16 protein-coding genes and 1 tRNA gene are annotated in these 16,190 nt (G+C 64.3%); all 17 read right to left on the reverse strand.

Annotation, left to right across the window (positions count from 1 at the left end; all coding sequences use genetic code 11):
• Positions 1–26: 26 nt before the first annotated feature.
• Positions 27–1,517 (reverse strand): NADH-quinone oxidoreductase subunit M, encoded by a 1,491-nt coding sequence (locus HWY45_RS03860; protein ID WP_059883898.1) that lies wholly within the window; start codon positions 1,515–1,517, stop codon positions 27–29.
• Between the two features lie 18 nt (positions 1,518–1,535).
• A complete protein-coding gene (gene nuoL / locus HWY45_RS03865; RefSeq protein ID WP_059566251.1) occupies positions 1,536–3,590 on the reverse strand; it encodes an NADH-quinone oxidoreductase subunit L in 2,055 nt (684 codons plus the stop codon).
• 17 nt (positions 3,591–3,607) lie between these two features.
• Positions 3,608–3,913 carry an NADH-quinone oxidoreductase subunit NuoK gene (nuoK, locus tag HWY45_RS03870; protein ID WP_026044555.1) on the reverse strand — a complete coding sequence of 102 codons (306 nt, stop codon included), beginning with the start codon at positions 3,911–3,913 and terminating at the stop codon, positions 3,608–3,610.
• A 17-nt stretch (positions 3,914–3,930) separates the two neighbouring features.
• Entirely contained in the window at positions 3,931–4,584 is a 654-nt protein-coding gene (locus HWY45_RS03875; protein ID WP_059566252.1) for an NADH-quinone oxidoreductase subunit J, read from the reverse strand.
• Between the two features lie 114 nt (positions 4,585–4,698).
• Positions 4,699–5,187, reverse strand: coding sequence for an NADH-quinone oxidoreductase subunit NuoI (gene nuoI / locus HWY45_RS03880; protein WP_010091199.1), 489 nt, complete (start codon positions 5,185–5,187; stop codon positions 4,699–4,701).
• Between the two features lie 15 nt (positions 5,188–5,202).
• A complete protein-coding gene (gene nuoH, locus HWY45_RS03885) occupies positions 5,203–6,267 on the reverse strand; it encodes an NADH-quinone oxidoreductase subunit NuoH (RefSeq protein WP_059883899.1) in 1,065 nt (354 codons plus the stop codon).
• On the reverse strand, positions 6,268–8,598 hold the full coding sequence (gene nuoG / locus HWY45_RS03890) for an NADH-quinone oxidoreductase subunit NuoG (RefSeq protein ID WP_059566254.1): 2,331 nt from the start codon (positions 8,596–8,598) through the stop codon (positions 6,268–6,270). It abuts the gene before it with no gap.
• Between the two features lie 85 nt (positions 8,599–8,683).
• Positions 8,684–9,994 (reverse strand): NADH-quinone oxidoreductase subunit NuoF, encoded by a 1,311-nt coding sequence (gene nuoF, locus HWY45_RS03895; protein WP_006478267.1) that lies wholly within the window; start codon positions 9,992–9,994, stop codon positions 8,684–8,686.
• A complete protein-coding gene (gene nuoE / locus HWY45_RS03900) occupies positions 9,991–10,476 on the reverse strand; it encodes an NADH-quinone oxidoreductase subunit NuoE (protein WP_006478266.1) in 486 nt (161 codons plus the stop codon). Before nuoE ends, nuoF begins: the two co-directional genes overlap by 4 nt.
• Before the next feature lie 168 nt (positions 10,477–10,644).
• Positions 10,645–11,898 carry an NADH-quinone oxidoreductase subunit D gene (locus tag HWY45_RS03905; protein WP_059566256.1) on the reverse strand — a complete coding sequence of 418 codons (1,254 nt, stop codon included), beginning with the start codon at positions 11,896–11,898 and terminating at the stop codon, positions 10,645–10,647.
• 9 nt (positions 11,899–11,907) lie between these two features.
• On the reverse strand, positions 11,908–12,510 hold the full coding sequence (locus tag HWY45_RS03910; protein WP_059883900.1) for an NADH-quinone oxidoreductase subunit C: 603 nt from the start codon (positions 12,508–12,510) through the stop codon (positions 11,908–11,910).
• Between the two features lie 21 nt (positions 12,511–12,531).
• Positions 12,532–13,011, reverse strand: a complete 480-nt coding sequence (locus HWY45_RS03915; protein WP_006398799.1) for a NuoB/complex I 20 kDa subunit family protein — start codon at positions 13,009–13,011, stop codon at positions 12,532–12,534.
• A gap of 62 nt (positions 13,012–13,073) precedes the next feature.
• Positions 13,074–13,433 (reverse strand): NADH-quinone oxidoreductase subunit A, encoded by a 360-nt coding sequence (locus HWY45_RS03920; RefSeq protein ID WP_006398798.1) that lies wholly within the window; start codon positions 13,431–13,433, stop codon positions 13,074–13,076.
• A gap of 154 nt (positions 13,434–13,587) precedes the next feature.
• A tRNA-Leu gene (locus tag HWY45_RS03925) sits at positions 13,588–13,672 on the reverse strand.
• A 112-nt stretch (positions 13,673–13,784) separates the two neighbouring features.
• Positions 13,785–14,162, reverse strand: coding sequence for a preprotein translocase subunit SecG (gene secG, locus HWY45_RS03930; protein ID WP_059883901.1), 378 nt, complete (start codon positions 14,160–14,162; stop codon positions 13,785–13,787).
• A 75-nt stretch (positions 14,163–14,237) separates the two neighbouring features.
• Entirely contained in the window at positions 14,238–14,993 is a 756-nt protein-coding gene (gene tpiA / locus HWY45_RS03935) for a triose-phosphate isomerase (RefSeq protein WP_059566259.1), read from the reverse strand.
• Between the two features lie 130 nt (positions 14,994–15,123).
• Positions 15,124–16,143, reverse strand: a complete 1,020-nt coding sequence (locus tag HWY45_RS03940) for an NAD(P)H-quinone oxidoreductase (protein ID WP_059883902.1) — start codon at positions 16,141–16,143, stop codon at positions 15,124–15,126.
• Between the last annotated feature and the right edge of the window lie 47 nt (positions 16,144–16,190).

The following is a 16,190-nucleotide window of genomic DNA, read 5'->3' on the forward strand; positions in this document are numbered from 1 at the left end:
ATGATCTTGATTTCCTCCGCTCGCGATTACTGGGCCAGCGGCAGCTTCGACTGCGCGACGTGGGAGAGGAGGTTTTCCACGGAAACGTGCATCACGTCGGTGAAGGGCTTCGGATACAGGCCCATCAGCATCGTGAACGCGGCCAGCACGGCCAGCATCACGAACTCGCGGCGGTTGATGTCCGAGAGTTTCGCGACGTGATCGTTCGCGACCGCGCCGAAGTACACGCGCTTGTACATCCACAGCGTGTAGGCCGCGCCGAGGATCAGCGTGAACGCCGCGCCGAACGCGATCCAGAAGTTGTACTGGACGGCCGCGAGAATCACCATGAACTCGCCGACGAAACCCGACGTACCCGGCAGGCCGCAGTTGGCCATCGAGAACAGCATCGCGAATGCCGCGAACTTCGGCATCACGTTCACGACGCCGCCGTAATCGGCGATCTCGCGCGAGTGCACGCGGTCGTACAGCACGCCGATGCACAGGAACATCGCGCCCGACACGAAGCCGTGCGAGATCATCTGGATGATCGCGCCTTCGACGCCGAGCTGGTTGAAGATGAAGAAACCGAGCGTGACGAAGCCCATGTGCGCGATCGACGAATACGCGACCAGCTTCTTCATGTCGGCCTGCACCATCGCGACCAGGCCGATGTAGATCACCGCGATCAGCGACAGCGTGATCACGACCGGCGCCAGGAAGTGGCTCGCATCAGGCGTGATCGGCAGCGAGAAGCGCAGGAAACCGTATGCGCCGAGCTTCAGCATGATTGCCGCCAGCACGACCGAGCCGCCCGTCGGCGCTTCCACGTGCGCGTCCGGCAGCCAGGTATGCACCGGCCACATCGGCACCTTCACGGCGAATGCGAGGAAGAAGGCGATGAACAGCAGTATCTGCGGCGTCATCGCGATCTTCGCGTTCTGCCACGTCGCGAGGTCGAACGAATGCGTTTCCGTGTACAGGTAGATCAGCGCGACCAGCATCAGCAGCGAGCCGGCGAGCGTGTACAGGAAGAACTTGAATGCCGCGTACACGCGGTTCGGGCCGCCCCACACGCCGATGATGATGTACATCGGGATCAGGGTCGCCTCGAAGAACACGTAGAACAGCAGGCCGTCGGCCGCCGAGAACACGCCGACCATGATCCCCGACAGGATCAGGAACGCCGCGAGGTACTGCGACACGTGCTCGGTGATCACTTCCCAGCCCGCGATCACGACGATCACGGTGATGAGCGCGGTCAGCACGACGAACCACATCGAGATGCCGTCGACGCCGAGGTGATACGAGATGTTGAAGCGCTCGATCCAGGTCGACTGTTCGACGAACTGCAGCGCGGCCGTGCTCGCGTCGAAGCCGGTGACGAGCGGAATCGTCACGGCCAGGCCGAGCAGCGAGCCGAACAGCGCGAGCCAGCGCGCCGGCCCCGGATTTTTGTCGTTACCGACCGCAAGCACGAGGAGGCCGAAAACGATCGGCAGCCAGATCGCGGTACTGAGAATCGGAAAAGCGTGCATTGTTCTTTGTCCCCCGCCTTATTTGCCGCCGAGCGTTACAAACAGGGTCAGGAGCCCCAGCATGCCGATGATCATGGCGAACGCGTAGTGATAGATGTAACCGGATTGGAGGAAGCGGATCACGCCGGCGAACCATGCGACGAACCGGGCGCTGCCGTTGACGAGGCCGTCGATCACCACGACATCGCCCTCTTTCCACAGGCCGCGGCCGATCGCCACCGAACCGCGGGCAAACACCACCTCGTTGATCTTGTCCATGTAGTACTTGTTGTCGAGCAGCGTGTAGATCGGGCCGAACGCGCGGCGGATCACGGCAGGCAGCTCAGGACGCTTCAGGTACAGGAACCACGCGGTTGCAACGCCGGCGATCGCGAGCCACAACGGCAGCGTCGTCAGCGAGTGCAGGCCCATCGCGGCCCAGCCATGGAATTCCTTGCCCAGCTCTTCGAGGCCCGGGTGGTTTTCGCCGATGAAGATCACCTTGTCGAATGCCACGCCATGTTCGAAGAAGCTGCCGTACAGCATCGGGCCGATCGCGATCGCACCGATGATGACCGACGGAATCGCGAGCAGCACGAGCGGCAGCCACACGACCCACGGGGTCTCGTGCGGTTCGTGCGCGTGGTCGTCGTGACCATGGCCGTGGCCGTGATCGTCGTGACCGTGCGCGGCCGCCATGCCCATCGGCGATTCAGGATGCTTCGGCTTGCGGAAACGCTCTTCCCCGTGGAACACGAGGAAGTACATGCGGAACGAGTACAGCGCCGTCACGAACACGCTCGCGACCACTGCGAAGTATGCGAAGCCCGAACCCGCGAGATGCGATTCCTTCACGGCCTCGATGATCGAATCCTTCGAGTAGAAGCCCGAGAAGAACGGCGTGCCGATCAGCGCGAGCGAGCCGAGCAGCGACGTGATCCACGTGATCGGCATGTACTTGCGCAGGCCGCCCATGTTGCGGATGTCCTGGTCGTGGTGCATGCCGATGATCACCGAGCCCGCGCCGAGGAACAGCAGCGCCTTGAAGAACGCGTGCGTCATCAGGTGGAACAGCGCGACCGGGTATGCGGACACGCCGAGCGCGACCGTCATGTAGCCGAGCTGCGACAGCGTCGAATACGCGACCACGCGCTTGATGTCGTTCTGGATGATGCCGAGGAAGCCCATGAACAGCGCCGTGATCGCGCCGATCACCGTGACGAACGACAGCGCGGTGTCCGACAGCTCGAACAGCGGCGACATGCGCGACACCATGAAGATGCCGGCCGTCACCATCGTCGCCGCGTGGATCAGCGCCGAGATCGGGGTCGGGCCTTCCATCGAGTCAGGCAGCCACACGTGCAGCGGGAACTGCGCCGACTTGCCCATCGCGCCGATGAACAGGCAGATGCAGGCCACCGTCAGCAGGCCCCAGTCGGTGCCCGGGAAGTGCAGGCTCGCGAGTTCCGCGCGCTTGGCGAACACTTCGCCGTAGTTCATCGAGCCGGCGAACGCGAGCAGCAGGCCGATGCCGAGCAGGAAGCCGAAGTCACCCACGCGGTTCACGAGGAACGCCTTCATGTTCGCGTAGATCGCGCTCTCACGCGTGAAGTAGAAGCCGATCAGCAGGTACGACACGAGACCCACCGCTTCCCAGCCGAAGAACAGCTGCAGGAAGTTGTTGCTCATCACGAGCATCAGCATCGAGAACGTGAACAGCGAGATGTACGAGAAGAAGCGCTGGTAGCCGTCTTCCTCCGACATGTAGCCGATCGTGTAGATGTGCACCATCAGCGACACGAAGGTCACGACGACCATCATCATCGCCGTCATCGAATCGACGAGGAAGCCGACTTCGAGCTTCAGCGAGCCGACCCGCATCCATTCGTAGATGGTCGCGTTGAAGCTCGCGCCACCCATCACGTCGACGAAGACTTTCGCGGACAGGAGGAACGCGATCATGACGCCGAGGATCGTGATCCGGTGTGCGCCCTTGCGCCCGACTGCGTTCCCGAACAGCCCCGCAATCAGCGAGCCGGCCAGCGGAGCGAGCGGAATCGCCAGCAGCAGGTTTTCATTGAGTGTCGTTGACATAACAGCGTTGCCTGAAATTAACCTTTGAGCTGATCGAGATCCTCGACATTGATCGTGTCGAGCTTACGGAACAGGGTCACCAGAATCGCGAGGCCGATCGCGGCTTCCGCTGCGGCGACCGTCAGCACGAAGAACACGAAGATCTGGCCGTGGATGTCGCCGAGGTAGTGCGAGAACGCGACGAAGTTGGTGTTCACCGCGAGCAGCATCAGTTCGATCGCCATCAGGATGATGATGATGTTGCGACGGTTCAGGAAAATCCCGACGATCGCGATCGCGAACAGGATCGCGCCGAGCACGAGGTAATGAGCAAGACTCAACATGGTTTCCTATCCTCCGCTTAGCCGTTGGCGCCCGTGCCGGATTCGGACTGGGCCGTTTCGGGCTGCGGCTTCTCCGCTTCCATCTTCACGAGGCGCACGCGGTCGTTGCGACGCACCTTGACCTGATCCGACACGCGCTGGCGCTTGCTGTCCTTGCCCTTGCGCTCGGTCAGCGCCACCGCGGCGATGATCGCGACGAGCAGCACGAGGCCCGCGATTTCGAATGCGAAGATGTAATCGGTGTAGATGACCTTGCCGATCAGGCGGGTGTTCGGCCAGGTCGCCATCGCGCCCTGCGCCATCGCGCGCACCGGCGATTCGGTCGCGCCGTAGCCGTGCCACAGCACCAGCGCCGTCTCGACCACGATGATCGCGCCGACGACGGTCGCCATCGGCACGAACTTCTTGAAGTCGCGTCGCAGGAAGTCGATGTTGATGTCCAGCATCATCACGACGAACAGGAACAGCACCATCACGGCGCCCACGTAGACCAGCACCAGCAGGATCGCGAGGAATTCCGCTTCCAGCAGCATCCAGATCGCGGCGGCGTTGAAGAACGCCAGCACAAGGAAAAGCGCAGACGCCACCGGGTTGCGCGAAGTGATCACCTTCAGCCCTGATACCACCAGGAGCAGCGCGAAGATGTAGAAGAGTACGGTCGTGAATTCCATGATTACCGGTTCATCGTTAGGCCATAGTCAGGCGCGGCTTGCGGAACGCTCTCGCGAGCCGCACCCGTCGCGGCGGCTCGGCCCGTTCCTGCCGGGCCGGCACTGCAAACACAATCAACGATACGGCGCGTCGGCAGCCTTCGCCGCGGCGATGTCCTTCTCGTAGCGATCGCCCACCGCGAGCAGCATTTCCTTCGTGAAATACAGGTCGCCGCGCTTTTCGCCGTGGTACTCGAGAATCTGCGTCTCGACGATCGAATCGACCGGGCAGCTCTCTTCGCAGAAACCGCAGAAGATGCACTTCGTCAGGTCGATGTCGTAGCGCGTCGTGCGGCGCGTGTTGTCCGCGCGCGTTTCCGATTCGATCGTGATCGCCATCGCCGGGCACACCGCTTCGCACAGCTTGCACGCGATGCAGCGCTCTTCGCCGTTCTCGTAGCGGCGCAGCGCGTGCAGCCCGCGGAAGCGCGGCGAGATCGGCGTCTTCTCTTCCGGGAACTGCACCGTGAACTTGCGGCGGAACGCGTAACGCCCGGTCAGCGCAAGCCCCTTCAGCAGCTCGGTCAGGAAGAAGGTCTTAAAGAAATGTTGGATTGCCGTCATGATTTCGTCCGACCTTTATTTCCAGATGTTGAGCGGCGACACGATCCAGAAACCGACGACGACCACCCAGATCACGGTCACCGGCAGGAACACCTTCCAGCCCAGACGCATGATCTGGTCGTAGCGGTAACGCGGGAACGTCGCGCGAACCCAGATGAACACCGACAGCAGCGCGAAGACTTTCAGCACGAGCCAGAAGATGCCCGGGATGAACGACAGGAATTCGAACGGTGCATCCCAGCCGCCGAGGAACAGCGTCGCGGCAAGTGCCGAGATCACGATCATGTTGATGTACTCGGCGAGGAAGAACAGCGCGAACGCCATGCCCGAGTAATCGATCATGTGGCCGGCAACGATTTCCGACTCCCCTTCCACCACGTCGAACGGGTGGCGGTTCGTTTCGGCGATGCCCGAGATGAAGTAGACGACGAACGCCGGCAAGAGCGGCAGCCAGTTCCACGACAGGAAGTTGACGCCGTGGCCCGCGAAGAAGCCGTGCTGCTGCGAGCCGACGATTTCCGACAGGTTCAGGCTGCCGGCCGTCATCAGCACGAGCACCAGCGCGAAGCCCATCGAGATTTCGTACGAGACCATCTGTGCCGCCGCGCGCATCGCGCCGAGGAACGCGTACTTCGAGTTCGACGCCCAGCCGGCGAGGATCACCGCGTACACGCCGATCGACGAGATCGCCATCGCGTACAGCAGGCCCGCGTTGACGTTCGCGAGCACCGCTTCAGCCTGGAACGGGATCACCGCCCACACCGCAAACGCCGGCACCACCGTCATGACCGGTGCGATCAGGTACATCCAGCGGCTTGCCGCGGTCGGCTGGATCACTTCCTTGAGCAGCAGCTTCAGCACGTCGGCGATCGGCTGCAGCAGGCCGGCGGGGCCGACGCGGTTCGGGCCGAGACGCACGTGGATCCAGCCGATCAGCTTGCGTTCCCACAGAATCAGGTACGCCACGCACAGCAGTATCACGACGGCGACGACGAGGATGCGCACGAGCGCCCACACCGTCGGCCATGCGATGCCGAGAAGCTGGGCTCCGCCCGAGTTGATCGTATCGAACAAGCTCATTTACGCCTTCTCCACCACCAGTTCACCGGACAGGCTGCCGAGCGCTGCGCCGGCAGGCGTCGCCGCCGACACGCGAACGACCGTCTCCGCAAGATTCTCGTCACGCACGGCCGGCAACTGCACCGCACGCTCGCCCTGGCGCACGCGCACCGCGTCGCCTTCCTTCAAGCCCAGCTTGTCGAACAGCGCGGCCGGCAGGCCGGCGGCGTTCGCCGCCTTCGCCGCGGCCGTCAGGTGCAGCGCACCCGCGCGGCGCACCAGCGCGTCGGCGTGATAGATCGGCACATCGGCGAGACGCTCGAAGCCGCCGTTCGCGGCCGGCGCCGCGCCGCGCACGGGCGCGACCGACGTCTTGTTCGACAGGCGGCCCGCCACGCCGGCTTCGCCGAGCGCCGCGATGCGCACTTCTTCCGCCGTCTCGTATTCGAAGTTCGGCAGGCCAAGCAGGCTGCCGAGCACGCGCAGCACCTTCCAGGCCGGGCGCGTGTCGCCGAGCGGACGCACGACGCCGTTGAAGCCCTGCACCGAGCCTTCCGCGTTGACGAACGTGCCTGACGTTTCCGTGAACGGCGCGATCGGCAGCAGCACGTCGGCGTAATCGAGGCCGTGCTTGAACGGCGACATCACGACGACCATCTCCGCCTGGTTCAGTGCGGCCAGCGCCTGCGCCGGCTCGGCGGTGTCGAATTCCGGCTCGACGTTCAGCAGCACGTAGCCCTTGCGCGGCTGCGCGAACGCTTCGCGTGCATTCAGGCCGCCCTCGCCCGGCAGCGCGTCGACGACGTGCGCGCCGACCGTGTTCGCCGCTTCGGTCAGGAAGCCGAACGTCGCGCCGGTGTTGTCGGCGATCCACTGCGCGAGCGCATGCAGCTTCGCGAATTCCGGATGACGGACCGCTGCGTTGCCGAGCAGCACCGCGCGGCGTTCGCCGTTCGCGAGCGACTGCGCAACCTGCTGGGCCGCCGGCGATGCGGTAGCGCCTGCCAGCGCGTCCGGCAGCGCGACGCCGCGCAGTTGCGCGACGGCCGCAGCCACGCCGGCCAGCGCGTCGAGCCATGCCGACGGTGCCGCCACGATGCGTTGCGCGGTCGGAATCAGCGCGTCGTCGCCGGTCGCGTGCAGGAAATGGAGCTTCGCGCCGGCCTTCGCGGCCTGGCGCAGGCGTGCGGCGAACAGCGGATGGTCGCGGCGCAGGAACGAGCCCACCACGAACGCGGCATTCACGTTCGACAGTTCGGCGATCGGCATGCCGAGCCACGGCGCGCCCTGGAGCGGCGCCGAGAAATCGAGCTGGCGCAGGCGGAAGTCGACGTTCGGCGTCTTCAGCTCCTTCGCGAGCTGCTTCACAAGGAACAGCTCTTCAGCGGTGCTGTGCGCGCTCGCGAGCATCGCCAGCGCGTTCGCGCCGTGATCCGCGCTGATGCCCTTCAGGCCCTTCGCGACGTATTCGAGCGCGGTCTGCCAGTCGGTTTCGATCCACTGGCCGCCCTGCTTCAGCATCGGCTTGGTCAGGCGCTCGTCGCTGTTGAGGCCTTCGTACGAGAAGCGGTCCTTGTCCGAGATCCAGCATTCGTTGATCGCTTCGTTCTCGAACGGCAGCACGCGCATCACGCGGTTGTTCTTGACCTGCACCACGAGGTTCGCGCCGACGGAATCATGCGGGCTCACCGACTTGCGGCGCGACAGTTCCCACGTGCGGGCGCTGTAGCGGAACGGCTTGCTGGTCAGCGCGCCGACCGGGCACAGGTCGATCATGTTGCCCGACAGCTCGGAATCGACCGTCTTGCCGACGAACGTCGTGATTTCCGAGTGCTCGCCGCGGCCCAGCATGCCGAACTCCATCACGCCGGCGATTTCCTGGCCGAAGCGGACGCAGCGCGTGCAGTGGATGCAGCGCGACATTTCTTCCATCGAGATCAGCGGGCCCACGTTCTTGTGGAACACCACGCGCTTCTCTTCGGAATAGCGCGACGACGACTTGCCGTAGCCGACCGCGAGATCCTGCAGCTGGCATTCGCCGCCCTGGTCGCAGATCGGGCAGTCGAGCGGGTGGTTGATGAGGAGGAATTCCATCACCGACTGCTGCGCCTTCACCGCCTTGTCGGACTGGGTGTGGACGATCATGCCGGCCGACACGGGCGTCGCGCAGGCAGGCACGGCCTTCGGCATCTTCTCGACTTCCACGAGACACATCCGGCAGTTGGCCGCAACCGACAGTTTCTTGTGATAGCAGAAGTGAGGAATGTACGTATCCGCCTTGTGCGCAGCCTGGATCACCATGCTGCCTTCGGGCACCTCGACCTTCTTGCCGTCTATTTCAAGTTCAACCATGATGGTGAATGGTCCTTAACCTATTTCCGCTCGTTCGCGCATTCGCCCGACCGTGCGCTCAAATTCCGCAACCGGGTGCTTCGCGTCAGGCCGCCGCCGCGTGCGCGTGGCCGCCGACCATGCAGTGCTTGTGCTCGACGTGGTACGCGAATTCGTCCCAGTAGTGCTTGAGCATCCCCCGCACCGGCATCGCCGCCGCATCGCCGAGCGCGCAGATCGTGCGGCCCATGATGTTCTCGGCAACCGAGTTCAGCAGGTCCAGGTCTTCCTGGCGGCCTTCGCCGTGCTCGATGCGATTCACGACGCGATACAGCCAGCCGGTGCCTTCGCGGCACGGCGTGCACTGGCCGCACGATTCCTCGTAATAGAAGTACGACAGGCGCAGCAGCGAGCGCACCATGCAGCGCGTCTCGTCCATCACGATCACCGCGCCGGAGCCGAGCATCGAGCCCGCCTTCGCGATCGAGTCGTAATCGAGATCGGTCTGCATCATGATGTCGCCCGGGATCACCGGCGCCGACGACCCGCCCGGAATCACGGCCTTGATCTTCTTGCCGCCGCGCATCCCGCCGGCGAGCTCCATCAGCGTCGCGAACGGCGTGCCGAGCGGCACTTCATAGTTGCCCGGACGCTCGACGTCGCCCGACACCGAGAAGATCTTCGTGCCGCCGTTGTTGGGCTTGCCGATCTCGAGGTAGTTCTGCGGCCCGATGGACAGCAGGAACGGCACCGCGGCGAACGTCTCGGTGTTGTTGATCGTGGTCGGCTTGCCGTACACGCCGAAGCTCGCCGGGAACGGCGGCTTGAAGCGCGGCTGGCCCTTCTTGCCTTCGAGCGACTCGAGCAGCGCCGTTTCCTCGCCGCAGATGTACGCGCCGTAACCGTGGTGCGCGTGCAGCTGGAACGAGAATTCCGAGCCCATGATGTTGTCGCCGAGGAAACCGGCCGCGCGCGCTTCATCCAGCGCTGCCTCGAAGCGTCGATACACTTCGAAGATCTCGCCGTGGATGTAGTTGTAGCCGACGGTGATGCCCATCGCGTAGGCGCCGATGGCCATGCCTTCGATCAGCGCGTGCGGATTCCAGCGCAGGATGTCGCGATCCTTGAACGTGCCCGGCTCGCCTTCGTCCGAGTTGCAGACGAGGTACTTCTGCCCCGGGAACTGGCGCGGCATGAAGCTCCACTTCAGGCCGGTCGGGAAGCCCGCACCGCCGCGGCCGCGCAGGCCCGACGCCTTCACGTCGGCGATCACCTGCTCGGGCGGGATCTTTTCTTCGAGAATGCGGCGCAGCTGCTTGTAGCCGCCGCGCGCAACGTAGTCTTCGAGATGCCAGTTCTCGCCGTTCAGACCAGCGAGGATCAGCGGTTTGATGTGACGGTCGTGGAGGGACGTCATTTCGAGAGCTCCTCAAGCAGCTGGTCGATCTTCTCGCGGCTCATGAAGCTGCACATTCTGTGATTGTTCACCAGCAGCACCGGCGCATCGCCGCACGAGCCCATGCATTCGCCTTCCTTCAGCGTGAACTTGCCGTCGGGCGTGGTCTCGCCGAAGCCGATGCCGAGCTTCTGTTTCAGGTAGTCGGCGGTCGCTTCCGCGCCGCCGTGCGGGCCAAGCTGGCACGGCAGGTTCGTGCAGAGCGTGATCTTGTGCTTGCCGACGGGCTTGAGCTCATACATCGTGTAGAACGTCGCGACTTCCTGCACGGCGACGGCCGGCATGCCGAGATAGTCCGCGACGAACTGCATCAGTTCGGGCGACAGCCAGCCGTGCTCTTCCTGAGCGACGGCCAACGCCGACATCACGGCGGACTGTTTCTGATCGGCGGGATACTTCGTCAACGCTCGATCGATTTCCTTCAGGCCTTCAGCTGAGATCATTTTCAGACACGACTCTTTCAATTCCTACCGAACGAACAACCTGCCGCACTGGGGTGCATGACGGCAGACCTGGCGCTCACTGTTGACAGCTTGCGAAGCCGCGCCGGTTCGGCGCGCATCGCGTGTGACTTACGGCTCGCCGCCCGAAGCAAACGGGCGGCGCAACCATCAGCGATCGATTTCGCCGAACACGATGTCCTGCGTACCGATGATCGTGACGGCGTCGGCAATCATGTGGCCGCGCGCCATCTCGTCGAGCGACGCCAGATGCGCGAAGCCCGGTGCGCGGATCTTCAGGCGGTACGGCTTGTTCGCGCCGTCCGACACGAGATAGATGCCGAACTCGCCCTTCGGATGTTCGACGGCCGCGTACGCCTCGCCTTCCGGCACGTGAAAACCTTCGGTGAAGAGCTTGAAATGGTGGATCAAGTCCTCCATGTTGGTCTTCATGCCGACGCGCGAAGGAGGCGCAACCTTGTGATTGTCCGTCATCACGGGGCCCGGATTCTTCCGGAGCCACTCAATACATTGTTTCGCGATACGCACGGACTGACGCATTTCCTCGACGCGCACCAGGTAGCGGTCGTAGCAGTCGCCGTTCACGCCGACCGGCACGTCGAAGTCCATGCGGTCGTACACTTCGTACGGCTGCTTCTTGCGCAAGTCCCACGCGATGCCCGAGCCGCGCAGCATCGGGCCCGTCAGGCCCATCTGCAGCGCACGTTCCGGGCTGACGACGCCGATCCCGACGAGACGCTGCTTCCAGATCCGGTTGTCGGTCAGCAGCGTTTCGTATTCGTCGACGCACTTCGGGAAGCGCGTGAAGAAATCGTCGATGAAGTCGAGCACCGAGCCGCTGCGCGCTTCGTTCATCCTCGCGAGCGCCTTCTCGTTGCGAATCTTCGACGCCTTGTATTGCGGCATTGCGTCAGGCAGGTCGCGATAGACGCCGCCCGGACGGTAGTACGCCGCGTGCATCCGGGCGCCGGACACCGCTTCGTACACGTCCATCAGGTCTTCGCGCTCGCGGAACGCGTACAGGAACACCGCCATCGCGCCGACGTCGAGCGCGTGCGCGCCGATCCACATCAGGTGGTTCAGCACGCGCGTGATTTCGTCGAACAGCACGCGGATGTACTGCGCGCGCTCCGGCACGTCGATGCCGAGCAGCTTCTCGATCGCGAGCACGTAGCCGTGCTCGTTGACCATCATCGACACGTAGTCGAGACGGTCCATGTACGGCACGGACTGGATGAAGGTCTTGGATTCCGCGAGCTTTTCGGTCGCGCGGTGCAGCAGGCCGATGTGCGGATCGGCGCGCTGGATGACTTCGCCGTCGAGCTCGAGCACGAGGCGCAGCACGCCGTGCGCTGCCGGGTGCTGCGGGCCGAAGTTGAGCGTGTAGTTCTTGATGTCTGCCATGACGCCCTCTTAATGTTTCAGACCGCCATAGCGATCCTCGCGGATCACGCGCGGCGTGATTTCGCGCGGCTCGATGGTCACCGGCTGGTAGACGACCCGCTTTTCTTCCGGGTCGTAACGCATTTCGACGTAGCCCGACACCGGGAAGTCCTTGCGGAACGGATGGCCGATGAAGCCGTAGTCGGTCAGGAGGCGGCGCAAGTCCGGGTGACCTTCGAAGACGATGCCGTAAAGGTCGAACGCTTCGCGCTCGTACCAGTTCACGGAGGTCCAGATATCGACGAGCGACGGCACGATCGGCAGATCGTCGTCCGGCGCGAACACGCGCACGCGCAGGCGCCAGTTGTTCGTCACCGACAGCAGGTGCGACACGGCCGCGAAGCGCGGGCCGTCGTACGCACCGTCGCCGTACGTCTGGTAGTCGATGCCGCACAGGTCGATCAGCTGCTCGAAGCCGAGCGTGCGATCGTCGCGCAGCGTCTTCGCGACTTCGAGGTAATCGCTCGCCTTCACGACGAGCGTCAGTTCACCGATTGCTTCGGTGAGGCTCACCACGCGCGCGCCGAGCGCGGCTTCGAGGTTCGCCTTGAGGGTCTCGATTTTGCTTGCCATATTGAGGGGACGCTCGGGGCTTTATTGACGGGCGATGGTGTTGGTGCGGCGAATCTTCGCCTGCAGCTGGATCACGCCGTAGACCAGCGCCTCGGCTGTCGGCGGACAGCCCGGCACGTAGACGTCGACCGGCACGATCCGGTCGCAACCGCGGACCACCGAATACGAGTAGTGGTAGTAACCGCCGCCGTTCGCGCACGACCCCATCGAGATCACCCAGCGCGGCTCGGCCATCTGGTCGTAGACGCGGCGCAGCGCGGGCGCCATCTTGTTGCACAGCGTGCCGGCGACGATCATCACGTCCGACTGGCGCGGGCTAGGACGGAACACGACCCCGAACCGGTCCAGATCGTAGCGGGCAGCGCCCGCATGCATCATCTCGACGGCGCAACACGCGAGCCCGAACGTCATCGGCCACAGGGAGCCGGTGCGCGTCCAGTTGATCAGCTTGTCAGCCGTGGTGGTGACAAACCCTTCCTTCAAGACCCCTTCGATACTCATTTGCTTTCCACTCCAGACAGGCGGCGAAGCGTGGCCGCCTATGCAAACCGGCGATTAACCCATCACTCCCAGTCGAGGCCGCCTTTCTTCCAGATGTAGGCGAAGCCCAGCAGGAATTCGAGCAGAAAAATCATCATTGCGATGAAACCGGGCCAGCCGATGTCGCGCAGGGCGACGCCCCACGGGAACAGGAACGCGGTCTCGAGATCGAAGATGATGAACAGGATGGCGACGAGGTAGTAGCGCACGTCGAACTTCATCCGCGCATCTTCGAAGGCTTCGAAGCCGCACTCGTACGGCGCGTTCTTTTCGACGTCAGGCTTGTTGGGACCGAGAAGCTTGCCGATGCTGACCAGCGCTATACCTAAACCAGTGCCCACGAGGAGGAACAACAAGACGGGGTAATAGGCTGCGAGGTTCAAGGCTATCCTCTATCGGTTGGTTCTGAGCGTCCGGAGAATAACACCATCCGGCGGAAGAGATCATTTCGGACTACCGGCGATCGCAAGACAACCGCAAGCGTACCCCTGAAATGAAAAATGCCAGCCACGTGAAGCGGCTGGCATTGAGTAACTTTGGTGCCGACGGCGAGACTCGAACTCGCACAGCTTTCGCCACTACCCCCTCAAGATAGCGTGTCTACCAATTTCACCACGTCGGCACTGCATGCAACCGGGGTTGTAACTGCTTGTTTCCCGCGAATCGCTTCAAGAATTAAATTCTAACCCGGCCGCAAGATTTGTTCAACGCACAATCGCAAATTTTTTAACTTTTTATTTCGGCACGTCCTGGCCCGGGGCGCTCGCCGCCGAGCCCGCAACCGCGGAGGCCGCAACGGCCGGCGCGGACGCAGCCGGCGCCGACGCCGGGGCAGTCGCCGCGGCGCCGAGCACGCCGGCGGACGGCTGCGACTTGTACGAACCGAGGTACGTCAGCGCGAGCGTCGCGACGAAGAAGATCGTCGCCAGTATGCCGGTCGTACGCGACAGGAAGTTCGCCGAGCCGGTCGCACCAAACAGGCTGCCCGACGCGCCGCTGCCGAATGCCGCGCCCATGTCGGCGCCCTTGCCGTGCTGCAGCAGCACCAGACCAATCACACCGAGCGCAGACAGCACCTGCACCACAATAATCAGCGTTTTCAAATACAGCATCACACTCACCCGAGCTTGTATCGGGCGACCGGCTTGCGCCGGCCGCCGTCATGGTTCAATTCGATCCCGGCCCGCTCAGCGCGCGGCCCGGCAGATCGCCAGAAAGTCTTCTGCCTTCAACGACGCGCCGCCGATCAGGCCGCCGTCGATGTCCGGCTGCGCGAACAGTTCTTCCGCGTTGTCCGGCTTCACGCTGCCGCCGTACAGCACCGACACGTCCGCCGCACCCTTCGCCGCCAGGCGCGCACGCAGGAACGCATGCACGTCCTGCGCCTGCGCCGACGTCGCGCTCCTGCCGGTGCCGATCGCCCAGACGGGCTCGTACGCCACGACGATGCGCGCGGCCTCGTCGGCCGACAGCACGGCCAGCACGGCGTCGAGCTGCGCGCCGACGACCTGCTCGGTCGCACCCGCCTCACGCTCGTCGAGCGTCTCGCCGACACACACGACCGGCGTCAGGCCGGCAGCCAGCGCACGCTGCGCCTTCGCGGCGACCGTCTCGCTGCTCTCGCCGTGATACGCGCGACGCTCCGAATGGCCGACGAGCGCATAGCGCGCGCCGAACTCGGCCACCATCGCCGCCGCCACTTCGCCGGTGAACGCGCCCTGTTCGTGCGCGGACACATCCTGCGCGCCCCACGCGACCCGGCCGCCGTCGAGCTGACCCTGAACCTGCGCGAGATACGGGAACGGCACGCACACGCCGATCGCCGTTTCCGCCGGCACCGCGCTTGCACCCTGCACCACTTCGTTCAGCAACGCCTGGTTGCCGGCCAGCCGGCCATGCATCTTCCAGTTGCCGATCACCCGCTTTGTTCTCTGTTTCGACATCGTGTCTGTCTCGTCATCGACGGGCCGAAAACCGGCCGTCAGGTTGGATCTGGCGAAGCAAACCCGCGATTTTACTGCGCACCGCTTGAACCGGTCAAACCGCGCATGTCAAGCACGACCGCATGGCCTCTCACGCGTTTGCGCCCCAATCGAGCACGATCTTGCCGATATGCTCGCCACTTTCCATCAGCGCATGCGCCTGCGCGGCCTCGGCGGCCGGCAGCACGCGGTAGATCACCGGCTTGATGCGCCCGTCGCCGAGCAGCGGCCACACGCGCGCCTTCAGTTGCGCGGCGATGCGCGCCTTGAACTCGACCGGGCGCGGCCGCAGCGTCGAGCCCGTGACGGTCAGCCGGCGGCGCAGGATCTCGTTCAGGTTGATCTCGGCCTTCGCGCCGCCGAGCAGCGCGATCAGCACGAGGCGGCCGCCGTCGGCGAGCGCGGACAGCTCGCGCGGCACGTACGAACCCGCGACCATGTCGAGGATCACGTCGACGCCGCGATCGTGCGTCAGCGACTTCACGACCTCGACGAAATCCTCCGTCTTGTAGTTGATGGCGCGTTCGGCGCCCAGCGCCTCGCACGCGCGGCACTTGTCGGCATTGCCCGCGGTCGCGAACACGCGATAGCCGAGCGCATGCGCGATCTGGATCGCCGTCACGCCGATGCCGCTCGAACCGCCCTGCACGAGCAGCGTCTCCTGCTCGCCGCCCTCGCCCGCGCCGAGCTGCGCGCGGTCGAACACGTTGCTCCACACCGTGAAGAACGTCTCCGGCAGCGACGCGGCCTCGATGTCGGTCAGGCCCGCCGGCACCGGCAGGCATTGCGGCAGCGGCGCCACCGCATATTCGGCATAGCCGCCGCCCGCGAGCAGCGCACACACGCGATCGCCGAGCTTCAGGCCGAACGGATTGAGCGCGGGATCCGACAGGTCGCCGCCGACGATCTCGCCCGCGACCTCGAGGCCCGGCAGATCCGATGCGCCCGGCGGCGGCGCATACGCGCCCTTGCGCTGGAACACGTCGGGGCGATTGACGCCCGATGCCGCCACCTTGATCAGCACTTCGCCGCGCTGCGGCTCGGGGCGCGGGCGTTCCGCGAGCTTCAGCACGTCGGGGGCGCCGAATTCGGTGATTTCGATGGCTTTCATGAGCGTCACTCCAGGATCGGGATGGGATTGCGCGCCCCAGCCCGGTG

Source organism: Burkholderia stagnalis (assembly GCF_902830275.1).
GTDB classification, from domain to species: domain Bacteria; phylum Pseudomonadota; class Gammaproteobacteria; order Burkholderiales; family Burkholderiaceae; genus Burkholderia; species Burkholderia stagnalis.